The organism is Nonomuraea sp. NPDC023979 (assembly GCF_040639085.1).
Classification (GTDB): domain Bacteria; phylum Actinomycetota; class Actinomycetes; order Streptosporangiales; family Streptosporangiaceae; genus Nonomuraea; species Nonomuraea ceibae.
The window spans coordinates 84,785-108,015 of the sequence record NZ_JBEZZG010000031.1; the positions used below are offsets into that span (position 1 = coordinate 84,785).

Here is a 23,231-nt window from a genome sequence, read left to right on the forward strand (position 1 = left end):
CTCCGTGACATCTCCTCGTCGTAACTCCTGGGAGCGTCGATGAACAGCGTCCTGCTCGCCTCCAACAGAGGCCCGGTCTCGTTCACCGTCTCCGACGACGGCGAGCTGACGATGAGACGCGGCGGCGGCGGCCTGGTGTCCGGCTTGTCCGGAGTCGCCCGGGACGCGGGCGTGCTGTGGGTATGCGCGGCGCTGTCCGACGGCGACCGCAGCGCGGTGCGGCAGGCCCCCGGCGGCCGGCTCGACCAGGCGGGCTACGACACCGGGGCGCTGCGGATGCTCGACATCGCGCCGGCCACCTTCCACCGCGCCTACAACTCGATCGCCAACTCGACGCTCTGGTTCGTCAACCATCTGCTCTACGACATCCCCAACGCGCCGGTGTTCGGCACCAGGTTCCAGCGCGACTGGGAGTCCTACCGCGACTACAACGGCGCGTTCGCGCTGGCGCTGGCCGAGGAGGCGGGCCACGGGGCGCGGGTGATGGTGCAGGACTACCACCTGACGCTGACCCCGGCGATGCTCCGGGCCGAGCGGCCCGACCTGCGCATCGCGCACTTCAGCCACACGCCGTGGGCGCCGCCCGAATACTTCTCGCTGTTGCCCGACGAGGTGGCCCGCGAGGTCCTGGAGGGCATCCTGGGCGCCGATCACGCCGGGTTCCTCACCGGGCGGTGGGCGGAGGCGTTCATGGACTGCTGCGCGGCCCTGCTCGGCGCCGAGGTCGACGGCGCGGCCCGTACGGTCACGCACGAGGGGCGCGTCACCCGGATCGGCGTCCACGGGCTGGGCGTCGACGGCAAGGCGCTGTGGGCGCGGGCCGGCGAGCCCGACGTCGAGTCGCACATGGCCGCGCTGCGCGAGCAGGTCGGCGACCGCAAGCTGATCGTCCGCATCGACCGCACGGAGCTGTCGAAGAACATCGTGCGCGGCCTGCTCGCCTACCGCGAGTTCCTGGACGCGCATCCGGAGTGGCACGGCCGGGTGGTGCACCTGGCGTTCGCCTACCCGAGCCGCCACGACCTGCCCGAATACCGCGAGTACACCGCCTCGGTGCAGCGCTGCGCGCAGGAGATCGAGGACGCCTACGCCACCGAGGACTGGGACCCGCTGATCCTCAACGTCAACGACGACTACCCGCGCTCGCTGGCCGCCTACAGGATGGCCGACGTGCTGCTGGTCAACCCGATCCGCGACGGCATGAACCTGGTGGCCAAGGAGGGCCCGGTGCTGTCGCCGCGCTGCGCGCTGGTGCTGTCGCGGGAGGCGGGCGCGGCAACCGAGCTGGGCGCCGACGCGCTGCTGGTCAACCCCTACGACGTCAGCGGCACGGCCGGCGCGCTGCACCGGGCGCTGGTGATGCCCGAGGAGGAGCGGACGCGCCGCCGGGCCCGGCTGGAGGCGGCGGCCACGGCCCTGCCGCCGCAGCGCTGGCTGGCAGCCCAGCTCGACGCGCTGGGCTGACGGGTCACCGCCAGTCGGCGTTGCGCAGCGTGTCGGTCAGGCCCGGCGTCTTCCACTCGTCGACGACCAGCACCTTCGTGGCAGGCAGATACCACTCGCGGGTGGTGAACCTGGTCCTGGTGCTCTTGCCCGAGTGGGTCCGGCAGCGGGTGGTGAACTCGTGGTAGTGGGCCTTGTGGCCGGGCCCGACCTGGCGCAGGCCCTTGACGTGCCTGCCGATGCGCTCGCCGCGCAGTAGCCGCCCGTCGGCCGGGCAGCGCTGCACGTCGGAGGCCGGGTAGTAGCCGCCCCGCTGGGCGTTGTAGGGCCCGAAGCCCTCGGCGCCGCTCTTGATGGCCTTCGGACCGAAGATCCAGAAGCCCTTGCAGTCGGGGGTGAAGAAGCCGCCGCCGGGGTGGGCGCACTTCCCGGTCACGACGTGCACGTAGTCGGTGCCGCCGCCGTACACCTTCCACTTGATCGGCACATAGAGGGTCAGGCCGCCGCGCAGCTTCAGCTGCTGGGCGGGCGCCGCGTTCGCGGCGGCGGCGGGGACCAGGAGGAGGGCGGAGGCGGCGACGGCGGTTACGGCCAGTGAGCGCTTGAGCATGATCCCGACGGTAGCCGAGCCGACTTGCAAGCCACTCATGAACGGCTGAAAGCCGACGTCAACTCCTTGAGCAGGGCGACCACGCCGTCAGGCCCGTCCACGACGATGTCGGCCCGTTCGGCCAGCGCCGTCACCTCGGCCGAGCCGCTGCAGACGGTCACGCCGGGCACGCCGGCTCCCCTGACCGCCTCGAACGCGGCCAGGTCGCCGAGGTCGTCGCCCGCGAACAGCACCGACCGCGCCTCCCGCTCGGCCAGGAACAGGCTGAGCGCCTGGCCCTTGTCCATGCCGGGCGGGCGCAGCTCCAGCACCAGCCTGCCCGGCTCGACGACCAGCCCGTGCTTCTCGGCCAGCTTGGCCATCGGCTCGCGCAGCTTGGCCAGCGTCCCTTCGGGGTCGGAGGCGCGGCGGGTGTGCACGGCGACGGCGCGGCCCTTGTCCTCGACGGCGACGCCCGCCGTCAGGCCGAGCGCGTCGAGCACGAACGGCAGCTCGGCCTCGGCCCTCGGCACCCCGGGCGGGGGCGGCGGCCCGGTGATCTCACCCTGCTCCCAGCGCTCGAACCCGTAGTGGCCGAGCACCACCAGGCCGGGCACGTCGGCCAGCCCGGGGCCGAGCCGCAGGGCGGTGGCCACCGGCCGGCCGGTCACGATGGTGATCGCCTTGACGTGGCGGCCCAGCTCGGCGAGAACGGCGGCGGCCTCGGGGTGGATCCGGGCGGCCGCGGGGTCGGGCACGATCGGCGAGAGGGTGCCGTCGAAGTCGAGCCCGATCACGGCGCCCGCCGGATCCTTCAGTATCGCTTCCATTCCAGGGATGTTCTCCACGCGCCTGCCGTACCCAACAGGTCAGGGGCGCATGCCAAGCCGTCTGGCCGCGCGCTCGCGCTGTCGCGTGGCACGCAGCCTGCGCAGGCGCTTGACCAGCATCGGGTCCTGCTCCAGCGCCTCCGGCCGGTCGATGAGCTCGCCGAGCAACTGGTAGTAGCGGGTGGCGGAGAACCCGAAGGTCTCCTTGATGGCCTGCTCCTTGGCGCCCGCGTAGCGCCACCAGTGGCGTTCGAAGGCGAGGAGCTCGAGTTCGCGGTCGGTGAGGGGCTGTCGAACGGGTTCCTGGGCAGCACTGTCACCGCTGACCGGTGCAGTGTCCATGGTCTCCTCCTCGGGATGAGCGCGTGACGATCACGTCGCGCGCACGCGGCCCGTGGCCATCGTAATGTGCCGAGTGCGGCTGTTCACGGCGGATTGGGAGACGTACAGTCACCAAGTGTGACCTCAGTCATCACACTTCTCACCGACTACGGCCTCGAAGACGGCTATGTCGCGGCGTGTCATGGCGTGATCGCGGGCATCGCCCCGGAGGTCCGGGTGATCGACGTGTGTCACCTGGTTCCTTCCGGCGATGTACGGCGTGGCGCGGCGATTCTCGCCCAGACGATCCCGTACGTGCCCCAGGGTGTGCACATCGGCGCGGTGGATCCGGGCGGCGGCGGGGTGCGGCGGCCGGTGGCGATCGAGGCGGGCGGCCGGGTGTTCATCGGGCCGGACAACGGGCTGCTGTCGTGGGCGGTGGCCGCGAACGGCGGCGCGTCGGCGGCGTACGAGATCAGCAACGACGAGCACTTCCTGCACCCGGTGTCGCCCACCTTCCACGGGCGTGACGTGTTCGCGCCGGTGGCGGCGCGGCTGTGCGGCGGGCTGCGGCCGGCCGACCTGGGGCCGGAGGTGCCGCTCGACCGGCTGATCTCGCTGCCGGAGCCGACCTCGGTGGTGCGCGGCGGCGCGGTGGAGGGCGAGGTGGTCTCGGTCGACCGCTACGGCAACGCGCAGCTCTCGATCCCGGCGGGCGACCTGGAGGCGCTGGGGCTGCGGGTCGGCGGCACGGTGGGGGTGTGGCTGGGGCGGCGCCGGCTGTCGATGCCGTACCGGGAGACGTACGCGGCGGTGCCGCCCGGGGAGCTGGTGGCGTTCGCGGACTCGGCGGGGCTGATCGCGTTCGCGGTGAACTCGGGCGACGCGGCCCAGCGGCTGGGACTGCCTCCGGGAGCGCATGTCCGGCTCGCCCCCGTCAGCTAGTACGAAAGCCGCAGAACGGAATTACTCCGCGTATCGGACCGTTTACCGAAGCATCACATCGAATCGTCGGCCGCGTGTCAGAATGCAGGGCAGTTCGGCGCCTCCTCCCTCCGAGGTCGACGTGTACTACCTGTCCGTTGCCCTGCTCGCCCTGCTGACCGCGGCCTGGCCCACTGCCGGACCGCCCGTTCCCGATCGCTGGCGCTCCTGGCCGGTAACGCGCGTCTTCCCCCCGGCCGTGGCCGGCACCAGCCCCTCGGGCGCCCGGGTCACCTACGTCCTGACCGGCGTCGCGCCCGAGGCGCCCTGCCCGGCCGCCTTCCAGCCGGGCGCCGTCCTCGCCCTGCCCGCCTGCGTCACGGCGCTGCGCGCCACCTACGCCGACAGCACGTCCACGTTCGTCGCCACCGTCGGCATCGCGGTGCTCGCGCGGCAGCGCGCCCCGATCGCGGCCGCCGCCTCCACCGTCATGGGCCAGCGACCGCCCACCGTCCGGCCCGTCGCCTTCCCCGGCGGCCCCGCCGAACGGTTCGGCGAACGCCAGTACTTCACCGGCGCGCTGATCTCCACCCACGAGCGCTACCTGGTGGCCACGGCCGCCGGGCACGCCGACGGCAGGCCCTACCGCCCCGGCGACCCGGCCACCGCCCGCTTACGCGGCATCGCCCTCCAGCTCGCCACCACGCTGCACCGGAGCCTCACCCGGTGATCCGATCCCTGCTGCTGCCGTTCATGCCGCTGCTGCTCCTGGTCGGGGTGGCCGCGTTACCCGCGGGTGGCGCGGCGCTCAGCCCCGCCGACGAGCTGGCCGTCGCGGCACGGGCCCGGCAGTGGCAGCTCGACGCGCTGCGGCTGCCGGAGGCGTGGCGCTCCAGCAGGGGCGAGGGCGTGCTCGTCGCCGTCCTCGACACCGGCGTACGCGCCCACCCCGACCTGGCAGGCGCGGTGCGGCAGGGCCCCGACCTGACCGGCGTCGGCAGGCGGGCGGGCCTGTGGGGCCACCACGGCACGGCGATGGCCAGCCTGATCGCCGGGCGTGGCCACGGCGACGGCCGCAGCCAGGGCGTGCTCGGCGTGGCCCCGGCGGCCCGGGTGCTGTCGGTCCGCGTCACGCTGGAGAGCTCCGACCCGATGCGCGAGAAGCAGCGCGGCGGCGGCAGGGACGCGCTCGCCCGGGGCATCCGCTACGCCGTCGACCAGGGCGCCGACGTCATCAGCATGTCGCTGGGCGGCGGCAGCGGCGCCTGGGAGGGCTCGGCCGCCGAGGAGGAGGCCGTGCAGTACGCCGTCTCCAAGGGGGCGGTGCTGGTCGCCTCGGCCGGCAACGACGGCGAGGGCGCCAACAGGAAGAACTTCCCCGCCGCCTACCCCGGCGTGATCGCCGTCGGCGCGGTCGACCGCAGGCTCCGCCCCGCGCCCTTCTCCAACCGCCGCGACTACCTGTCGGTCGTCGCCCCCGGCACCGGCATCGTCACCGCCGGCCCGTCCGGCTCGTACGTGGTGGGCGACGGCACCAGCTCGGCGGCGGCCCTGGTGGCGGGCATCGCGGCGCTGATCAGGGCGGCCCACCCGGAGCTGTCACCCTTCCAGGTGCGCCGGGCGATCGAGGCGGGCACCCGCAGGCGGCCCGACGGCGGCTACGACCGCTCCTACGGCCACGGCGTGGTCAACGCGGCCCTGGCCCTGCGCCAGGCGGCCCGGCTGGCCGGCCCGGCCCCGCCGCCGCCGATCCCCGGCGCCCACTTCGGCGCGGGCCTGCCGCCGCCCGAGCGGCCCTGGTCGCGCACGCCGGTGGTGGCGGGCCTGCTCGTGCTCGCCTGCGTCCTGGCCGCCCGCGTCGTCGTGCGCCACCGCAGACGCGCGAGGCCCTCCGCGGACCGGTCCGCGGAGGGCCTCTGAAGGCGGAGTGCGCCTAGCTCACGTGCACCACGTCGTGCGTCTCGGCGAAGTGGCACGCGCTCTCGTGCGTGGTCCCCGGCCGGATCTGCAGCAGCGGCTCCTCGGTCGCGCAGATCTCCTGCGCCTTCCAGCACCGGGTGCGGAACCGGCAGCCGGACGGCGGGTTGGCCGGCGACGGCGGGTCACCCTGGAGGATGATCCGCTCGCGCTGCTCCCGACCCTCGGGGTCGGGCACCGGCACGGCCGACAGCAGCGCCTGCGCGTAGGGATGCGCGGGCTTGTCGTAGATGTCGACGTCCTTGCCGATCTCCACGACCTTGCCCAGGTACATCACCGCGACCCGGTCGGAGATGTGGCGCACCACCGACAGGTCGTGCGCGATGAAGATGTAGGCCAGGTTGAACTCGTTCTGCAGCCGCTCCAGCAGGTTGATCACCTGCGCCTGGATCGACACGTCCAGCGCCGAGACCGGCTCGTCACAGACGATGATCTCCGGCTGGAGCGCCAGCCCGCGGGCGATGCCGATGCGCTGCCGCTGACCGCCCGAGAACTGGTGCGGGTAGCGGTTGATGTGGTCGGGGTTGAGGCCCACGACCTCCAGCAGCTCCTGCACCCTGCGGGCCCGGTCGCCCTTGGGCGCGACCTCGGTGTGGATGTCGTACGGCTCGCCGATGATGTCGCCGACCGTCATCCGGGGGTTCAGCGAGGTGTACGGGTCCTGCATCACCATCTGGATGTTGCGCCGCATCCGCTTGAGCTCGGCGCCCCTGGCCTTGGCGATGTCCCGGCCGTTGATCTTCACCGAGCCGGACGTCGGCCGCTCCAGCGCCATCAGCACCTTGGCCAGCGTGGACTTGCCGCACCCGGACTCGCCCACGATGCCCAGCGTCTCGCCCCTGTCGAGATCGAACGAGACCCCGTCGACGGCCTTGATCGCGCCGATCTGCTTCTTGAACATGATCCCCTGGGTCAGGGGAAAATGCTTCACCAGATCGCGGACCTCGAGGATGCGCTCACCTTTGGTCGCCATCGAGGACCTCCCTCCAGTAGTGGCAGGCGCTGTTGCGCGTACCGCTGATCTCGTGCAGCGGGGGGACGTCGGTCACGCAGTTGTCCTGGCGGTACGGGCACCGCGGGTGGAAGGCGCAGCCGGTCGGCATGTCGAGCAGGTTGGGCGGCAGGCCCTTGATCGCGTAGAGCTCCTGGCCCTTGAGGTCGACCCGGGGGATCGACTCCAGCAGCCCCTTGGTGTAGGGGTGGGCCGGGGACTTGTAGATCTCGTGCACGGTGGCGTTCTCGACGATGCGCCCGCCGTACATGACCGCGATCTTGTCGGCGACGTCGGCGACGACGCCGAGGTCGTGCGTGATCAGGATCATGCCCATGTTGCTCTCGCGCTGCAGCTCGGCGAGCAGCTCCATGATCTGGGCCTGGACCGTCACGTCGAGCGCGGTCGTCGGCTCGTCGGCGATCAGCACCTCGGGGTCCAGCGCGATCGACATGGCGATCATGATGCGCTGCCGCATGCCCCCGGAGAACTGGTGCGGGTAGTCGTTGACGCGCTGCTTGGCGGCGGGGATGCGGACCTTGTCCATGAGCTCGACGGCCTTCTTCATGCCGTCGCGCTTGGACATGCCGCGGTGCACCCGGAACATCTCGCTGATCTGCCAGCCCACGGTGAACACCGGGTTGAGCGCGGAGAGCGCGTCCTGGAAGATCATCGCGATGCGCTGGCCGCGCACCTGGGTACGCGCCTCCTCCGACAGTCTCAGCAGGTCGGTGCCGTGGAAACGGATCTCCCCCTTGGGGATCCGGGCCGGCGGCATGTCGAGGATGCCCATGATCGCCTGGGCGGTCACGGACTTGCCCGAACCCGACTCACCCAGCACGGCGACCGTCTCACCGGGGTTGAGCGAGTAGCTCACCCCGTTGACGGCCCGCACGAGGCCCGCGCGCGTGGCGAACTCCACGTGCAGGTTGTCGACCGCGAGCAGCGGCTCGTTGCTGCGCCCTCCCTCGGCGAGCAACGTGTCCAGCGATGTCTTTCTCACTTATCCCCCCTCCTACCTGAGCTTCGGGTCGAGCGCGTCGCGCACGGCGTCGCCCAGCATGATGAACGCGAGCACGGTGATGCTCAGGAACACCGCGGGGAACACCAGCGGCAGCGGCGCCTCCAGGAACCGGCTGCGCGCGTCGGCGATCATCAGACCCCACGAGATGTCGGGCGACTGCACGCCGACCCCGAGGAAGGACAGCGCGGCCTCGGCCGCGATGAACCCGCCGAGGTTGATGGTGGCCACGACGATCACCGGGGCGACCGCGTTCGGCAGCAGGTGCTTGAACATGATCCGGCTCTGGCTCGCGCCCAGCGCCCGCGCCGCCATGACGAAGTCCTGGCTCCTGGCGGTGATGACGGCGGCCCGCATGATGCGGAACGTCATCGGCCAGGCGATGATCGACAGGGCGAAGACCACGATCCAGATGCCCAGCTCGGCGTCCCGGAAGGTCGCCGTGATGAGCAGCGCGCCCAGGATGGACGGGATCGCGAAGAAGACCTCGGTGATGCGGGAGGTGATCGTGTCGGTGATGCCGCCCCGGGTGCCGGCGATGAGACCGAGCAGCCCGCCCACGATCGCGGTGATGGCCATGGTGGCGACACCGATGATGATCGAGTTCTTGGCGCCGTAGATGGTCCTGGCGAACACGTCGCAGCCGAGGTTGTCGCGGCCGAACAGGTGGCCGGGGCTCGGTCCCTGACGGGCCGTCGACAGCTCGCAGGTGCGGGCGTCGAACGGGTCGATCGAGGTGAACAGCGACGGCCAGAAGGACATGACCAGCAGGATCGCGATGAGGACCAGCGAGAAGATGAACATCGGCCTGCGGCGCAGGTCGTGCCAGGCGTCGCTCCACAGGCTGGCCGACCGGGCTTCCTTCTTGCGGTGCTTGACCGGGGGCGGCGGCGCCGGCTTGGCCTGGTCCGCCGTCAGCGTCTGGGTGTCCGGGCTTGGTGTGTCACTCATAGCGGATCCTCGGGTCGAGCACGGCGTACAGCATGTCGACGATGAGGTTCGCCACGATGTACACCAACACCAGGATTGTCACGATACCTACGACGATCGGCTGCTCTCGCAGGTAGACGCCATCGTAGAGCTGCTTGCCGATGCCCGGCAGGTTGAAGATCGTCTCGGTGATGACCGCGCCACCCATCAGCGCGCCGAGGTCGGCGCCCAGATAGGTGACCATCGGGATGAGCGCGTTGCGCAACCCGTGCCTGCCGACGACCCGGCGCCTGGACATGCCCTTGGCGGTGGCCGTGCGGATGTAGTCGGATCTCAGCGTCTCGACGAGGCTCGTCCTGGTGAGCCGGGTCAGGTAGGCGATCGACGTGCCGGCCAGGACGAACCCGGGCAGCAGGTACGACTTCAGACCCTGGGTGGCGCCCGCGATCGGGAAGATCTCGGTGCCCACGGCCTGCTTGAGCCAGACGCCCAGCCAGAGCTGCAGCACGAATCCGGTGACCAGGGTCGGCACGGAGATGAGCAGCAGGGTCGAGGCCAGGATCGCGGTGTCGGTGGCCCGCCCGCGACGCAGCGCCGCCCAAAGACCGAGCACGACGCCGATGATGGCCTCGAGGGTGAGCGCCACCAGCGCGAGGTTCAGCGTGACCTGGAGCTTGCCGGCCAGCAGCTCGGTCACGGGGACCCCGGCGAAGGTCTTGCCGAAGTCGCCTTCGAAGATGATCCCGGTGATGTAGTGCCAGTACTGCACCAGAAGCGGATCGTTCAGGTGGTACTGCTCCCGGATGACGGCCAAGATGGCCGGGTCCTGGCGCTTCTCGCCGGCCAGCGCTTCCACGGGGTCACCGGGAAGTGCGAAGACGATGGCGAAGATGAACAGGGTGGCGCCCAGCAGGACTGGTATCGCCTGGATCAGGCGCCTGATGACATAACGGCCCATACAAGCCTCCCGTACATGCCTGAAGGCAGTCCCTGGGAACCTGGGGTAAAACGGCCCAAGCGACTGCCTTCGAGGCGGGCTCTCAAGGGGTGGACGAGCGCGCCGCCCACCCCTGGATCAACGTCAGGCCTTCTGGACGTCGGCCCACTCGACCTGGTTAAGAAGGTTGATCTTGACGTTCTTGACCTTGGTTGAGTACCCGGAATTGTTCCGGTAGAAGTACACCGGAATGTAGGGGAGATCCTTGATCAGGACGTCATCCGCCTGCTGGTAGAACTTCAGGCCCTCTTCGGCCGTCGGCGCCTGGTCACCCTTGGCCACCAGCTCGTCGAACTCCTTGCTGGAGTAGCCCGAGTAGTTGGAGCCGGTGGTCATGGCGCCGGTGGAGAAGATCGGCGTCAGGTAGTTCTCGGCGGACGGGTAGTCGATCGCCCAGCCCATCCGGAACATGCCCTTGTACTTCTTGGCGTCCAGGTCGTCCAGGATCGCCGCGAACTTCTCGAACGGCTTGACCGTCACCTCGACGCCGAGGTTGGCGCGGAGGTTGTTGGCGACGGCCTCGATCCACTCCTTGTGGCCACCGTCGGAGTTGTAGCCGAGCTCCAGCTTCTTCGGGCCGTTGGCCGCGGCGTACTGCTCCTTGGCCTTGCCCGGGTCGTACGTGCAGGCCGCGCAGGCGCCCTGGCGGTAGCCCGCGATGGCCGGGTTGATGAAGTCGTCGGCCGGGGCGCGGGTGCCGGAGAAGACCGTCTCGGCGATGGTCTTCCGGTCGATGGCCATGGAGATGGCCTCGCGGACCTTGATGTCCTTGTACTCGTCGTTGTACTTCAGGGGGAAGCCGACGTAGCCGATGCCGGCGTCGGGCTGGTCCTGGTAACGGTCGCCGAGCGCGGTCTTGGCGCTGGCGATCGCCGACGCGGGCAGCGAGTCGTGGATGTCCACGTTGTCGGCCTGGAGGTCGTTGTAGGCCGTCTCGGAGCTGTTGTAGAGCTTGAACTGCAGCTTGGTCCAGCCGGTCGGCTTGGTGCCGGGGTACTTGTCGTACACCGTCAGGTCGACCGTCTGGTCGGTGCCCTTCTTGTAGGGCTTGTCCAGCTTGAACAGGCCCTGGCCGATCGGCTGCTCGCCGAAGGCGTCGGTGACCTTGCCGTCGGGGCCGAAGGCCGCCTTGGGCAGGGGGTAGAACGCGGTGTAGCCGAGCATCACCTTGAACTGCGAGAACGGCGCTGCCAGCGTCACCGTGAAGGTGGTGTCGTCGACGACCTTGAGACCCTTCATCTCCTTGGTCGTGACTTCCTTGCCCTCACCGGGGGCGAGGTCGCTGTAGCCGTCGACACGGCCGAAGAAGTAGCCGGCGCCCTGGGCGTTGTCCTGGTTGGCGGCGTAGTTCCACGCGTCGACGTAGTTCTGCGCGACGACCGGCTCACCGTTGTGCCAGGTGTAGCCCGGCTTGAGCTTGATCGTCCAGGTGATGTTGTCCTCGGTGGTGATCGACTCGGCAGCGGCCTCGACGGCCTGCTTGTTCTCGTCGTAGTTCACCAGGGGCTCGAAGACGGCCGCGAGGAGCTCGGCGCCCTCGGACTCCGTGGTGTTGGAGGGGACCAGCAGGTTCTGCGGCTCGCCCAGCTCCATGCGGACCGGCGTCTCCCCGCCGCCCGCAGTGGGGTCTCCGCCGGACGGAGTGGCGCCGCCGCCACACGCGGCGACCGCGAGAGCGAGCAGCGCGGTACCGGCGACGATTCGTGCGCCTCGAGTAACACGCATGGTGAAAAACTTCCTCCCTCTACAAGTGGGCGTAAGCGCTGAGCTGCGATGATCGTGAGCAGCCTGACGGGGGGTTCCTTGTAATCCCCCGGGTTTGGCTGACCTGGTCAAACCAGCCGACGCCCTGCCAGTCGATCGCGACTATCCCTTACTACTTGCCACCAGGGAGTCTCTGGCGCGTTGCAGTTCGGTCACACGTGCGCCTATCCCACGTCACACCCATACAACGCACGCCGCGACAAAGGTCATGAAACGGTCATGTGAGCACAGGAGTGGACGTGAACAGTTGATGAAAAATACCTCCTACCAAACAGTGCTCGCGCCGTTCCGGGCAGAGTCGTTCTAGCTGAGCTACGGTTGAGCGAGTCTTGACGGTGCCTTGGAACCGGGCACCCGGGACGACCGTCCAACAGTCGGCCACAGTCCCCGTGGCAGCCACCCCAACGACCCGGATCCAATAGAGTCCTTGCCATGAGCCAGCCGGAATCCGCTGTCGCGGACGCCCAGGCGGGCGGCCGAAGCGGGCAGGAGCCGCTGGCCAAGCTCGCCGAGAGATACGGTCTTCGCCGTGCCATCGCGCGGCCGAGGTTTCCCGTATACATGCGCCAGCTGTGGGAGCGGCGTCACTTCGTCATGACCTACGCGACCTCGCGTAACGTCTCGAAGTACTCCAACTCGGCGCTGGGCCAGCTGTGGCAGGTGCTGACCCCGCTGCTCAACGCCGGCATCTACTACGTGATGTTCGGCCTCATCCTGGGCGGCAAGGGCAACATCGAGAACTACCCGGCGTTCCTCATCACCGGGATGTTCGTCTTCACCTTCACCCAGCGCACGGTGACCGCGGGCGCCAAGTCGATCTCCGGCAACCTGTCGATGATCCGCGCCCTGCACTTCCCCAGGGCCACGTTGCCGCTCGCCTACACGATCCAGGAGCTGCAACAGCTCGCGATCTCCATGGGCGTGCTGGCCGTCATCGTGGTGGCCACCGGTGAGTTCCCGACCTGGGCCTGGCTGATGATCCCCGTGGTGCTGCTGCTGCAGACGATGTTCAACATCGGCGCGGCGCTGATCATCGCCCGGCTCGGCGCCTCCATGCGCGACCTCAACCAGTTGCTGCCCTTCATCACCCGCACCTGGCTCTACGCCTCCGGCGTCTTCTTCGCCATCCACGACAAGGTCGTCAACGTCGCCAAGCTGCCCGAGTGGGTCGCCACCGCGATGTACCTCAACCCGGCCGCTTCCTTCATCGAGTGGATGCGCGAGATCATGATCACGACCTACAACCCCGACTACGGGCACCACCCCCCGACGATGGTCTGGGCGTCTTGCGTATTCTGGGCAGTGTTCGCACTCGGATTCGGCTTCTGGTACTTCTGGCGAGCCGAGGAGAGGTACGGGCGTGGCTGAGCTGACCAAGGAGCTGTCAAAGGTGAAGGGCGAGGAGCCCGCCGTCCCCGGCAAGGACGTGAGGGTGCACCCCAACCCGGAGCCCGCGACCAAGGGCCCCTTGGACGCACCCACCGGGACGCCGACGGTCATCGTCGACGACCTGCACATCATCTACCGGGTCTACGGCGCGGCGTCGGACAACGAGAAGGGCAACGCGGTCAACGCCCTCACGCGCATCCTCAAGCGTCAGGGCCGGCCGCAGATGAAGGAGGTGCACGCCGTCAAAGGCGTCACCTTCGTGGCCTACCACGGCGACGCCATCGGGATCGTGGGCCGCAACGGCTCCGGCAAGTCCACGCTGCTGCGCGCCATCGCCGGCCTGCTGCCCCCGCACTCCGGGGCCGTCTACACCGACGGCCAGCCGTCGCTGCTGGGCGTCAACGCGGCCCTCATGCGCGAGCTGACCGGTGAGCGCAACATCGTGCTCGGCTGCTACGCCATGGGCATGTCGCCGGCCGAGGTGCGCGAGAAGTACCAGGAGATCGTCGACTTCTCCGGCATCGATGAGTTCGTCCAGCTCCCGATGTCCACCTACTCCTCCGGCATGGGCGCCCGCCTGCGCTTCGCCATCTCCTCGGCCAAGACGCACGACGTGCTCCTCATCGACGAGGCCCTGGCGACGGGCGACCGCGAGTTCCGCAAGAAGAGCGAGCAGCGCATCCGGCAGATCCGCGAGTCCGCCGGCACCGTCTTCCTCGTCGCCCACGACCTGCGGGTCATCGAGCAGACCTGCAACCGCGTCATCTGGCTGCACAAGGGCAAGATCAAGATGGACGGCGACCCCAAAGAGGTCCTCGCCGCCTACACCAAGGGCTGACGCCCGCCCTCCCGCCCGTGCGCCCTCCCTCCGGAGGGTGCCGTCGGCATGCCCGCGATCGCTCGTGTGTACGAAAAGCGCCGTGACACGTGAGGCAAGAGACTGACAGCGAGACGGCCGGTCCGATAGGATTCGAACGTCGGTTCGAGCTGTTGACGGCGATGGAGTGGGGGGCGCGATGGGTGAGCTCTCGGCCGCGATCGACCACCTGGCCACCGAGGATGTGTCCGAGATACCCAAGACGCAGCTGGTCGAGCAGCTGCTCGAGTTGCACTGGCAGATGGCCCGGCTGCAGGCGCAGATCGCCCGCCGCACCGGCGTGCGCCTGCCCTGACCACACACACGCGCACACGAAAAGGCCGCCGGCCCGGTGAAGGGGCCGGCGGCCTTTGACGAGCGGCTCCGCGGGCGCCGCCGCCCTGCAGTGGCGGCGGCTCCGGCGAGCCGGGGCCGGGGTGACACCCCGGCGGGGATGAGCCTCCGAACGGGCCCCGGCATCTCAAGGGGCGTTCGAGAAGGTCTCAGGCGGGCCGCAGACGCGGGGTCGGCACCTCAAGGAAGACTCCCGCCGCGACCACGCGGGGTGTCAGTTCGTGGGCCAGGCGTCGGCCGCGTGGCGGGTGAGGGCGGCGGTGGACCAGCCCAGGGAGGTGATGGTCTCGTTGTAGGACCCGGTGGCCTTGGTGCCGTTGGTCGACAGGACGTTGGAGACGTCCTCGACAAGCGGCGACACCTCGTCGACCGCCGCGATCTGGGTGGTGCCGGGCAGCGACTCGATGAGCGGCGCGGCCTCGGCGGGGGTCAGGTGGCCGATGAGCGGCGACAGCTCGCCGCGCGAGGCGTGGGGCAGCGCGTGCTTGGCGGCCGCGCCCAGGCCGGCCATGGTGCTCTCCAGCGACAGGTTCTCCAGCCCCTGCGTGGTGCCGTTGAGCGTGTCCGTGGTGGTGTTGCTCGCGTCGACGACGCTGGTGGTGCCGCCGGGCAGCAGGCGGGTGGTCGACAGCTTGGCCATGGCCCCGCTCAGGGAGCCCTCGACCAGGTCGGCCACCGACGCGAACGCGCCGTGCAGGGTGCCGTCGACGTTGGGCTTGACCTTCGCGTTCTGCGGCACGGCCAGGCGGGAGGCGCCGGGCACGACGCCGCCCAGCGGGAGGCCGCCGGCCAGCGGCAGGCCCTTGCCGAGGCCGCCGAGCAGCGGCAGGCCGGCGACCCTGGGGGCCAGCTCGGGCCGCGGCTCCGACCAGCGGGTGGCGTCCTCGTAGGAGTTGGGGCCGATCGGGCCCCGGGGCTCGGCCTGGCCTTCGTACTTCTCGGCGGGCGCGGACTTCTTGCCGCCGCCCAGCAGGCCCCCGCCGCCCCCGAGCAGGCCGCCCAGCAGGCCGGTGACCGGGCTGAGCAGGCCGCCCAGCGGCCCGCCGCCCTTGCCGCCCGGCTCGTCGGCCTGGGGGGCGGCCCGGTGACCGAGCTCCTGGACGTCGGCGTGCACCGGCGGGGCCAGCGCCGCCGCAAGCCCGAATGATGTGACAGCCACGGCCGTCTTGATTGCGCGTTTCATGATTGCCTTCCCGGCTCGTTGATCGATCGCTCTCGAATGCAGCGAATAATGCGAATCGATAACCCCCGAATGCCGAGTCGTCCGCGCTATGGGCACCACACGAAGCGCGACGTCCCGGCTGAGCTACTAACGCAGTTCTATCACCCCGTACGAGCCCGGGGCAGCTGCTGGAAGCCCGCGTGACACGGGCTTTGTGGGTAAGTTACCGAGCGGCGGAAAGGTAATGCGCGGCCGGACAAAGCGGGAAATACCAGGAGGCGATTTCGGATATTCCCGGGACAAGGAAGTGCGCCCGCACGGCCCGCCGGCATCATCGTCAAAACGAAATGCCAGGGGCCGGGGGCGCAGATTTTCCGGTTGCGGTAGACGCGCTTGAACCGGTCAGACCGTCAGCAGGGCCTGCTCAGCCTCGAACGGAAAACGGTCGGCGAATGCCGGACGCAGATCCGTCAGCCACACCGCGGTGGGGTCGTACCGGGCGAAGAACGGCCGCCCGACCAGGCCGGGATCGCGAGCCTGGATGAAGTGGAGGACGAACACGCGCTGCCCGTCGATCTCCGTGACTCCGTCGACGCACACTTTGCCCGGCGTCGCCGACATCGAGGGCCCCCGGACCGTCCGGCAGAGCCCGGAGACGCCGGCATAGGCGTCCCTGAAGACCTCGTACGCCCGCGCGAGCGGCACCGCGAAGTAGTCCTGCGGGCCGGTGTCCCGCTCGATGAACATGTAGTAGGGGATCATCCCCATCCGGAGCTGCCGCCGCCACATGTACGACCAGATGTGCGGGTCGTCGTTGATGGACCGGATGAGCGGCGCCTGGGTCCTGATCGTGGCCCCGCTGCCGAGGATGCGCTTGACCGCCGACTCCACCAGCGGTGACTCCAGCTCGCGCGGGTGCGAGAAGTGGGCCATGAAGGCGAGGTTCTTGCCCGACTCCACCACCTGCTCGAACAGGCCGAGCGTGGCGTCGGCGTCGGGGTCGGTGACGAAGCGCTGCGGCCAGTACGCCAGCGCCTTGGTGCCGATCCTGACGGATTCAAGCTGGTCGAGCTCCAGCAGCGGCTCGATGTAACGCCGGATCACCGGCTCGCCCATGATCATGGCGTCGCCGCCGGTGATCAGGACGCTGGTGACCTCCGGGTGCCGGCGGATGTAGCCGACCATCTGGTCGATGTCGTCCGAGGCGAACTTCAGGTCGGCGTCGCCGACGAACTGGGCCCACCGGAAGCAGTAGGTGCAGTACGCGTGGCAGGTCTGCCCCTGCTTGGGGAAGAAGAGCACCGTCTCCGGATACTTGTGCTGCATCCCCGGCACCGGCTCGTCCCCGATGCGGGGGACGTTGAGCTCCTTCTGCCCGGCGGGGTGCGGGTTGAGCTGCGCGCGCACGCGGTTGGCCTCGGCCTGGATCTCCGCGTTGGGCGCCTCGGCCTTGAGCAGGTCCGCCAGCCGGGCCACGTCGGCCGCGGGCAGCATGTCCTCCTGCGGGAAGACCAGGCGGTACATGGGGTCGTCGGGCGCTGCCGACCAATCTATGAGTTCATCCACGACGTAGGCGTTGGTCCGGAAGGGGAGCACCGTGGCCACGGCGCGTACCCTGAGCCGCTCCTCGTCGTCGAGCCCGGCTCGCAGCAGGAGGTCGTCGAGGTGCTTGGACGTGTACGCCTTGAAGCGTCGGGTTCCTGCTTGGTTCAAGATCACTAGGCCGTTCCCATCTTTTTTGTTCGATCGTGTAAACCTGATGCCTCCGTCGCGCGTCTAACGCTCTTATATCGGGACGCGGCATGCCGGGGCTACGGTTCCGCGTGGGCTCCAAGTTTCTCTGGAGACTTCTTCTCGCGACATATCGCGTTCTGACCTAGACTGGCGGGCGTGACCGACGACCCGACGATGCGCGCCTCCGACGCCGACCGTGACCGCGCGGCCACGGTGCTCGGCGAGGCGTTCGCCAGTGGACGACTCACCAGCGTCGAGCACGCCGACCGGCTCGAAGCCATCTACACCGCCAAGACCGTCGGCGAGCTCGTCCCCCACACCAAGGACCTCCCCCAGACCCCCGCCTCGGGCGGCGCCCCGGCCACCGTGGAGCACCAGCAGGTCAGCGCCGTGTTCAGCAAGGTGATCAAGCGCGGCCGCTGGATCGCCTCCCGCCACACCCACCTGGCCGCCACCTTCGGCGCCCTCATCGTCGACCTGTCGCAGGCCGTGCTCCCCGGCCGCGAGATCACCGTCTCCGTCAGCGCCTTCTGCGCCAAGACGATCGTCAGGGTGCCGCCGAACGCCCAGGTCATCGACGAGGTCGGCGCGGTGTTCGCCAAGCGCCAGGTGTCGGGCGGCTCCGGCGGCGACGGCCCGGTCATCAGGATCACCGGGCGGGTCACGTTCGGCAAGGTCATCGTCGCCCGCACCGTCACGGACTGGAACCTGCACGGCGACGCATAGTGCGACTACTGACCGGTTAACCTGGTAGTGGCCTGTGAAGACATGCCGTACGAGGTGACCATTGTCCGACAGCAGGCCGATCGCGGTCGACGCCATGGGCGGCGACCACGCGCCGCACGAGATCGTGGCCGGCGCCGTCCACGCGGTGCGTGAGCGGGGGCTGCAGGTCGTGCTGGTCGGCGCGCCGCGCGTGCTCTACGAGTCGCTGGCCGACCACGGCGCCACCAACGAGCTGCCCATCGTGCGCGCCGAGGAGGCGCTGGCGATGGACGAGGGCGCGCTGGCCAGCCTGCGCCGCCCCCGCTCCAGCATCGCCGTCGCCTGCCACCTGCTGCGGCGCGGCGACGTGTCGGCTGTCGTGTCGGCCGGCTCGACCGCGGGCATCGTGGCCACCGGCAAGCTCCGGCTCAAGGCCCAGCAGGGCGTGCTGCGCCCGGCCATCGCCGTCGCCCTGCCCACCCTGCCGCACCCCACCGTGCTCCTCGACGCCGGCGCGAACGCCGAGGTCAAACCGGAAGCGCTGGTGCAGTTCGGCCACCTGGGCGCCGCCTACGCCGAGCTGGCCCACGGCGTCGAACAGCCCCGGGTCGGCCTGCTGACGATCGGCAGCGAGGCGGGCAAGGGCAACAAGCTCGTCCGCCGCGCCCACGAGCTGCTGGAGGCCGCGCCCGGCCTGCACTTCGCCGGCAACGTCGAGGGCTACGACCTGCTGACCGGCAAGGCCGACGTGATCACCACCGACGGCTTCACCGGCAACGTCGCGCTCAAGACCATGGAAGGCGCGGTCCGCTACGCCTTCGACGAGCTCAGGCAGTCCATCGGCGACAGCCCGGTGGCCAGGCTGGGCGCGCTCATGCAGCGCAACCGGCTGCGCGAGCTGAGCCGGCGGCTCGACGCCGAGGCCCACGGCGGCGCGGTGCTGCTCGGCCTCAACGGCACCGTGGTCATCGCGCACGGCTCCTCCCGGGCCGCGGGCATCAGCGCGGCCTGCCGGCTGGCCGCCGACCTGTCCGAAGGCGGCCTGGTGACCAAGATCGGCGAGCGGATCGCGCACGCCGGCCGGTCCCACAGGTCGCGCTAGGGTGTGGCAGGGCCAGGGGGATGGCGGGGGGAGCTGTCGTGACAACGGGGCAAGGGCTGACGGCTGCGCAGGTGGCCGCGGCGAAGCCCAACCACGTGCCCAAACGGTCGAGCAGGTCGCTCGCCGCGATCGTACGGGCGAACTTCTGCACGCTCTTCAACCTGGTCATCGGCGTCTTATGGCTGCTGATCCTGATCTTCGGCGAGTGGCAGGACAGCGTGTTCGGCCTGATCATGCTGGCCAACGTGCTCGTCGGCGTCGTGCAGGAGCTGCGCGCCAAACGCACCCTCGACCGGCTGGCCGTCGTCAGCCAGAGCCCGGTCACGGTCCGCCGCGACGGCCGCGAGCAGGAGATCGCCCCTGACCGGGTGGTGCTCGGCGACCTCGTCCTGCTCTCCCCCGGCGACAACCTGCTGGTCGACGGCGAGGTGGTCGAGTCCGCCGGGCTGGAGGTCGACGAGTCGCTGCTGACCGGCGAGGCCGACCCGGTGCTCAAACGGCCCGGCGACCGGGTGCTGTCGGGCAGCTTCGCCGTGGCCGGCACCGGCGCGTTCACCGCCACCGCCGTCGGCACCGACGCCTACGCCGTGCGGCTGGCCGAGGAGGCGGCCAGGTTCCACCTGTCGCACTCCGAGCTGCGTGACGGCATCAAGAAGTTCATCCGTTACGTCACCTGGCTGGTCATCCCGATCGGCGCGCTGCTCATGTACAGCCAGCTGCGCCACTCCGTCGACTTCGGCACCGCCATCACCGGCGCCGTCGCGGGCATCGTCACCATGATCCCCGAAGGGCTCGTGCTGATGACCTCGATCGCCTTCGCCATCGGCGTCGTACGGCTCGGCCGGCGCCGCTGCCTGGTCCAGGAGCTGCCCGCGATCGAGGGCCTGGCCAGGGTCGACGTGCTCTGCCTGGACAAGACCGGCACGCTCACCGCCGGCGGCATGGAGCTGGACCAGGTCCTGCCGCTGCGCGATGGCGAGCCGGTCGGTGACGCGCTCGCCGCGCTGGCCGCCGCCGACCCCCGTCCCAACGCCACCGCCCGGGCCATCCTGGAGCGCCACCCGGCCGCGCCCTGGCGGGCGCGCGCCGCCGTCCCGTTCTCCTCCGCCCGCAAGTGGAGCGGCGCCGACTTCGGACCGCACGGCGTCTGGGTCCTCGGCGCCCCCGACGTCCTGCTCTCCGACGGCGAGGAGGGGTACGCGCGAGCCGCCGGGCTGAGCGCCACCGGTGCCCGCGTGCTGGCGCTGTGCCGTACGGACAAACTCCCGGAAAGCGGCACACCCGAGGTCGAGCCCGTCGCACTGGTGACGCTCAAGCAGCGGATCAGGCCCGACGCGCGGGAGACCCTGCGCTACTTCGACAAGCAGGGCGTCACCGTCAAGGTGATCTCCGGCGACAGCCCGGCGGCGGTCTCCGCGATCGCCGTCGACCTGGGCATCCCGGGCGGCGAGCGCGCGGTCGACGCCCGCACGCTGCCCGACGACCCGGACGAGCTGGCCGAGACGCTCGACGCCAACACCGTCTTCGGCCGCGTCACCCCGCAGCAGAAACGCCTGTTCGTCGGCGCGCTGCAGGCCCGCGGCCACACCGTGGCCATGACCGGCGACGGCGTCAACGACGTGCTGGCGCTCAAGGGCGCCGACCTCGGCATCGCGATGGGCGCGGGCAGCCCGGCCACCAAGGCGGTCGCCCAGGTGGTGCTGCTCGACAACACGTTCGCCACGCTGCCGCACGTGGTCGGCGAGGGGCGCCGGGTGCTCGCCAACATCGAACGCGTGTCAGGACTTTTCCTGACCAAGACGTTCTTCGCCATCGTGCTGGCGCTCACCACCGGCGTGGCCGGGATGATGTTCCCCTTCACCCCCCGCCACTCGACGCTGGTCAACGCGCTCACGATCGGCATCCCGGCGCTCTTCCTGGCGCTGGCGCCCACGTTGGAGCGGGCCAAGCCCGGGTTCGTCCCGAGAGTGCTGCGCTTCGCCGTGCCCGCCGGGGTGTTCTGCGCCCTCGCCGTGCTGGCCGCCTACGCGGCGGCGGCCACCGGCTCGCTGGAGCAGGACCGCACCTCGGCCGTGCTCGCCCTGTTCCTGACCACCTGGTGGGTGCTCGTGCTCGTCGCCAGGCCGCTCACCCGGGGCCGGATCGTGCTGGTCGCCGCGATGGCCGGGCTGTTCGCACTGGCCCTGGCCATCCCCGCCGTACGCGAGCTGTTCACGCTCGAACCGGGCGGCGTACGGGCCGATCTGATCGCCGTCGGCGTCTCCGTCGCGGCGGCCGCCGCGCTCAGCGCCGTGCTCAAGGCCACCGGTACCCTTAGGACATGACCGACCCGCAGCTAGTGCTCACCGAGCGCGTCCAGCAGGCGCTGGCCGCCGCGTTCGGTGCGGAGCACGCCGACGCAGACCCGCTGATCCGGCCCTCCCAGTTCGCCGACTTCCAGGCGAACGTCGCGATGAGCCTGGCCAAGCGCCTGCGACGGTCCCCGCGGGAGGTCGCCGAGGCGATCAGGGCAGAGCTGTCCGACTTCCCCGGCACGGTCGAGGTCAGCGGCCCCGGCTTCCTCAACATCACCCTCGACGACTCCTGGATCGAGTCCGAGGTCAACCGCATGGCCGCCGACCCGCGCACCGGCGTGGGCACGATCGCCCCGGCCCAGACCATCGTCATCGACTACTCCGCGCCCAACGCGGCCAAGGAGATGCACGTCGGCCACCTGCGCACCACGATCGTCGGCGACTCGCTGGCCCGCGTGCACGAGCACCTCGGCAACCAGGTGATCCGGCAGAACCACCTGGGCGACTGGGGCACCCCGTTCGGCATGCTCATCGAGCACCTGCTCGACATCGGCGAGGAGGCCGCGGTCCAGCAGCTCGAAGCCGGCCAGGGCACCGAGTACTACCAGGCGGCCCGGGTCAAGTTCGACAACGACGAGGCGTTCAAGTCGCGGGCCCGCGCCCGGGTGACCACGCTGCAGTCGGGCGACCCCGAGACGATGCGGCTCTGGCACGTCTTCATGGACGCCACCGTCCGCTACTTCAACAAGATCTACGACCTGCTCGGTGTCACGCTCACCGACGCCGACATCGCCGGCGAGAGCATGTACAACCCGATGCTGGAGAAGACCTGCCGCGACCTGGAGGACGCGGGCACGGCGGTGATGAGCGAGGGCGCGCTCTGCCTGTTCCCGCCGGGCTTCACCGGCTCCGACGACAAGCCGCTGCCGCTCATCATCAGGAAGAGCGACGGCGGCTACGGTTACGCCTCCACCGACATGGCCGCGATCCGCTACCGGGTCCACGACCTCAAGGCCGACCGGATCCTCTACGTCGTCGGCGCCGACCAGGCGCTGCACTTCCGGATGGTGTTCGCCTCCGCCCGGATGGCCGGCTGGCTGCCCGACACCGTCTCGGCCGAGCACGTGCAGATCGGCATGATGCTGGGCAAGGACGGGCGCCGGTTCAAGACCCGCTCGGGCGAGTCGGTCAAGCTGATCGCCCTGCTCGAAGAGGCCGTCGACCGGGCCCAGCAGAAGCTCGCCGACCGCGAGTACGACGAGGCGACCCGCCGGGAGATCGCCAACGACGTCGGCATGGGCGCGGTGAAGTACGCCGACCTCTCGGTCAGCCACGACACCGAGTACGTCTTCGACTTCGACCGGATGCTGGAGTTCCACGGCAACACCGGCCCGTACATGCAGTACGCCACGGCCCGGATCCGCTCCATCTTCCGCAGGGCCGAGCTGGAGCCGTCGCAGGCCACCGCCGGCATCGTGCCCGCCGAGCCGGCCGAGCGCGCGCTGGTGATGCACCTGCTCGGCTTCGGCCAGATCGTCGAGCAGGTGGCCGAGCACTCCGAGCCGCACCGGCTGTCCACCTTCCTGTTCGAGGCCGCCAAGCTGTTCAGCGGCTTCTACGAGGAGTGCCCGGTCGTCAAGCCGGGCGTCGACCCGCAGATCCGGGCGCACCGGCTCGCGCTGTGCGCGCTGACGCTGCGCGTCCTCGAAACCGGCCTCGACCTGCTCGGCGTCCCCGTCCCCGAGCGCATGTAACAGGCGGTTAGCGCGAAAGACCCCTGTTCCGTTGGGGCGCGCCTCCACCTCGAAGGCGCGCTCCAACGGTTAGGCTTTACGCGGTCATGAACTG

The 23,231-nt window shown here is 70.1% G+C and carries 21 protein-coding genes; 11 read left to right on the top strand and 10 right to left on the bottom strand.

The window, feature by feature from the left end:
- Nucleotides 1-39: 39 nt before the first annotated feature.
- Nucleotides 40-1,464: a trehalose-6-phosphate synthase gene (locus AB0G11_RS38015; RefSeq protein ID WP_219506239.1), complete on the top strand. Its 1,425-nt coding sequence runs from the start codon at nt 40-42 to the stop codon at nt 1,462-1,464.
- Between the two features lie 4 nt (nt 1,465-1,468).
- Here the strand turns inward: AB0G11_RS38015 and AB0G11_RS38020 are convergent, their stop codons facing one another.
- Genes AB0G11_RS38020 through AB0G11_RS38030 form a run of 3 tightly spaced genes read right to left on the bottom strand, consistent with a single transcriptional unit; the run spans nt 1,469 to nt 3,204 of the window.
- A complete protein-coding gene (locus tag AB0G11_RS38020) occupies nt 1,469-2,053 on the bottom strand; it encodes a hypothetical protein (protein WP_357591492.1) in 585 nt (194 codons plus the stop codon).
- 35 nt (nt 2,054-2,088) lie between these two features.
- On the bottom strand, nt 2,089-2,862 hold the full coding sequence (gene otsB / locus AB0G11_RS38025) for a trehalose-phosphatase (RefSeq protein ID WP_357591494.1): 774 nt from the start codon (nt 2,860-2,862) through the stop codon (nt 2,089-2,091).
- Nucleotides 2,863-2,901: 39 nt separating this feature from the next.
- A complete protein-coding gene (locus AB0G11_RS38030) occupies nt 2,902-3,204 on the bottom strand; it encodes a DUF3263 domain-containing protein (RefSeq protein WP_219506231.1) in 303 nt (100 codons plus the stop codon).
- A gap of 117 nt (nt 3,205-3,321) precedes the next feature.
- Between AB0G11_RS38030 and AB0G11_RS38035 the strand changes: the two genes are divergently transcribed.
- The 3 genes from AB0G11_RS38035 (at nt 3,322) to mycP (ending at nt 6,027) form a co-directional block, all read left to right on the top strand.
- Nucleotides 3,322-4,128: an SAM-dependent chlorinase/fluorinase gene (locus AB0G11_RS38035; protein WP_357591496.1), complete on the top strand. Its 807-nt coding sequence runs from the start codon at nt 3,322-3,324 to the stop codon at nt 4,126-4,128.
- Between the two features lie 82 nt (nt 4,129-4,210).
- Nucleotides 4,211-4,837, top strand: coding sequence for a hypothetical protein (locus AB0G11_RS38040; protein WP_219506225.1), 627 nt, complete (start codon nt 4,211-4,213; stop codon nt 4,835-4,837).
- Entirely contained in the window at nt 4,834-6,027 is a 1,194-nt protein-coding gene (mycP, locus tag AB0G11_RS38045) for a type VII secretion-associated serine protease mycosin (protein WP_357591498.1), read from the top strand. Before AB0G11_RS38040 ends, mycP begins: the two co-directional genes overlap by 4 nt.
- Nucleotides 6,028-6,040: 13 nt before the next feature.
- Here the strand turns inward: mycP and AB0G11_RS38050 are convergent, their stop codons facing one another.
- The 5 genes from AB0G11_RS38050 to AB0G11_RS38070 all read right to left on the bottom strand — a co-directional run bounded on the left by AB0G11_RS38050 (nt 6,041) and on the right by AB0G11_RS38070 (nt 11,748).
- Nucleotides 6,041-7,057 (bottom strand): dipeptide ABC transporter ATP-binding protein, encoded by a 1,017-nt coding sequence (locus AB0G11_RS38050; RefSeq protein ID WP_219506222.1) that lies wholly within the window; start codon nt 7,055-7,057, stop codon nt 6,041-6,043.
- On the bottom strand, nt 7,041-8,078 hold the full coding sequence (locus tag AB0G11_RS38055) for an ABC transporter ATP-binding protein (protein WP_308125795.1): 1,038 nt from the start codon (nt 8,076-8,078) through the stop codon (nt 7,041-7,043). Before AB0G11_RS38055 ends, AB0G11_RS38050 begins: the two co-directional genes overlap by 17 nt.
- A gap of 12 nt (nt 8,079-8,090) precedes the next feature.
- A complete protein-coding gene (locus AB0G11_RS38060) occupies nt 8,091-9,047 on the bottom strand; it encodes an ABC transporter permease (protein ID WP_219506220.1) in 957 nt (318 codons plus the stop codon).
- Nucleotides 9,040-9,984 carry an ABC transporter permease gene (locus tag AB0G11_RS38065; RefSeq protein WP_219506218.1) on the bottom strand — a complete coding sequence of 315 codons (945 nt, stop codon included), beginning with the start codon at nt 9,982-9,984 and terminating at the stop codon, nt 9,040-9,042. The genes AB0G11_RS38060 and AB0G11_RS38065 overlap by 8 nt, the downstream gene beginning before the upstream one ends.
- Nucleotides 9,985-10,107: 123 nt before the next feature.
- Nucleotides 10,108-11,748 carry an ABC transporter substrate-binding protein gene (locus AB0G11_RS38070; protein WP_219506217.1) on the bottom strand — a complete coding sequence of 547 codons (1,641 nt, stop codon included), beginning with the start codon at nt 11,746-11,748 and terminating at the stop codon, nt 10,108-10,110.
- A 471-nt stretch (nt 11,749-12,219) separates the two neighbouring features.
- On the opposite strand from AB0G11_RS38070, the gene AB0G11_RS38075 reads away from it, so the two are divergent.
- From AB0G11_RS38075 to AB0G11_RS38085, 3 genes are all read left to right on the top strand, one after another.
- On the top strand, nt 12,220-13,155 hold the full coding sequence (locus AB0G11_RS38075) for an ABC transporter permease (RefSeq protein WP_219506215.1): 936 nt from the start codon (nt 12,220-12,222) through the stop codon (nt 13,153-13,155).
- Nucleotides 13,148-14,014: an ABC transporter ATP-binding protein gene (locus AB0G11_RS38080; protein WP_219506213.1), complete on the top strand. Its 867-nt coding sequence runs from the start codon at nt 13,148-13,150 to the stop codon at nt 14,012-14,014. Before AB0G11_RS38075 ends, AB0G11_RS38080 begins: the two co-directional genes overlap by 8 nt.
- A gap of 178 nt (nt 14,015-14,192) precedes the next feature.
- Entirely contained in the window at nt 14,193-14,348 is a 156-nt protein-coding gene (locus tag AB0G11_RS38085; RefSeq protein WP_219506210.1) for a hypothetical protein, read from the top strand.
- Between the two features lie 252 nt (nt 14,349-14,600).
- On the opposite strand, the gene AB0G11_RS38090 is transcribed toward AB0G11_RS38085, so the two are convergent.
- On the bottom strand, nt 14,601-15,545 hold the full coding sequence (locus AB0G11_RS38090) for a hypothetical protein (protein ID WP_219518512.1): 945 nt from the start codon (nt 15,543-15,545) through the stop codon (nt 14,601-14,603).
- Nucleotides 15,546-15,950: 405 nt separating this feature from the next.
- Nucleotides 15,951-17,267, bottom strand: a complete 1,317-nt coding sequence (locus AB0G11_RS38095) for a lysine 2,3-aminomutase (protein WP_219518516.1) — start codon at nt 17,265-17,267, stop codon at nt 15,951-15,953.
- A gap of 171 nt (nt 17,268-17,438) precedes the next feature.
- Here AB0G11_RS38095 and AB0G11_RS38100 point away from each other — a divergent pair, with 171 nt between their 5' ends.
- The 4 genes from AB0G11_RS38100 to argS all read left to right on the top strand — a co-directional run bounded on the left by AB0G11_RS38100 (nt 17,439) and on the right by argS (nt 23,137).
- The gene (locus AB0G11_RS38100) at nt 17,439-18,008 is read left to right on the top strand and encodes a DUF1707 domain-containing protein (protein WP_308126229.1); all 570 of its coding nucleotides are present in this window, start codon (nt 17,439-17,441) and stop codon (nt 18,006-18,008) included.
- A 61-nt stretch (nt 18,009-18,069) separates the two neighbouring features.
- The gene (gene plsX / locus AB0G11_RS38105; protein ID WP_357591500.1) at nt 18,070-19,089 is read left to right on the top strand and encodes a phosphate acyltransferase PlsX; all 1,020 of its coding nucleotides are present in this window, start codon (nt 18,070-18,072) and stop codon (nt 19,087-19,089) included.
- 38 nt (nt 19,090-19,127) lie between these two features.
- Nucleotides 19,128-21,413, top strand: coding sequence for an HAD-IC family P-type ATPase (locus AB0G11_RS38110; RefSeq protein WP_357591502.1), 2,286 nt, complete (start codon nt 19,128-19,130; stop codon nt 21,411-21,413).
- Entirely contained in the window at nt 21,410-23,137 is a 1,728-nt protein-coding gene (argS, locus tag AB0G11_RS38115) for an arginine--tRNA ligase (RefSeq protein WP_357591503.1), read from the top strand. Before AB0G11_RS38110 ends, argS begins: the two co-directional genes overlap by 4 nt.
- Nucleotides 23,138-23,231: the final 94 nt, after the last annotated feature.

Coding starts and splice junctions, on each gene's coding strand:
- AB0G11_RS38015 (WP_219506239.1), top strand. CDS start 40: ATGAACAGCGTCCTGCTCGCCTCCAACAGAGGCCCGGTCTCGTTCACC.
- AB0G11_RS38020 (WP_357591492.1), bottom strand. CDS start 2,053: ATGCTCAAGCGCTCACTGGCCGTAACCGCCGTCGCCGCCTCCGCCCTC.
- otsB (WP_357591494.1), bottom strand. CDS start 2,862: ATGGAAGCGATACTGAAGGATCCGGCGGGCGCCGTGATCGGGCTCGAC.
- AB0G11_RS38030 (WP_219506231.1), bottom strand. CDS start 3,204: ATGGACACTGCACCGGTCAGCGGTGACAGTGCTGCCCAGGAACCCGTT.
- AB0G11_RS38040 (WP_219506225.1), top strand. CDS start 4,211: ATGCAGGGCAGTTCGGCGCCTCCTCCCTCCGAGGTCGACGTGTACTAC.
- AB0G11_RS38050 (WP_219506222.1), bottom strand. CDS start 7,057: ATGGCGACCAAAGGTGAGCGCATCCTCGAGGTCCGCGATCTGGTGAAG.
- AB0G11_RS38060 (WP_219506220.1), bottom strand. CDS start 9,047: ATGAGTGACACACCAAGCCCGGACACCCAGACGCTGACGGCGGACCAG.
- AB0G11_RS38065 (WP_219506218.1), bottom strand. CDS start 9,984: ATGGGCCGTTATGTCATCAGGCGCCTGATCCAGGCGATACCAGTCCTG.
- AB0G11_RS38070 (WP_219506217.1), bottom strand. CDS start 11,748: ATGCGTGTTACTCGAGGCGCACGAATCGTCGCCGGTACCGCGCTGCTC.
- AB0G11_RS38075 (WP_219506215.1), top strand. CDS start 12,220: ATGAGCCAGCCGGAATCCGCTGTCGCGGACGCCCAGGCGGGCGGCCGA.
- AB0G11_RS38085 (WP_219506210.1), top strand. CDS start 14,193: ATGGGTGAGCTCTCGGCCGCGATCGACCACCTGGCCACCGAGGATGTG.
- argS (WP_357591503.1), top strand. CDS start 21,410: ATGACCGACCCGCAGCTAGTGCTCACCGAGCGCGTCCAGCAGGCGCTG.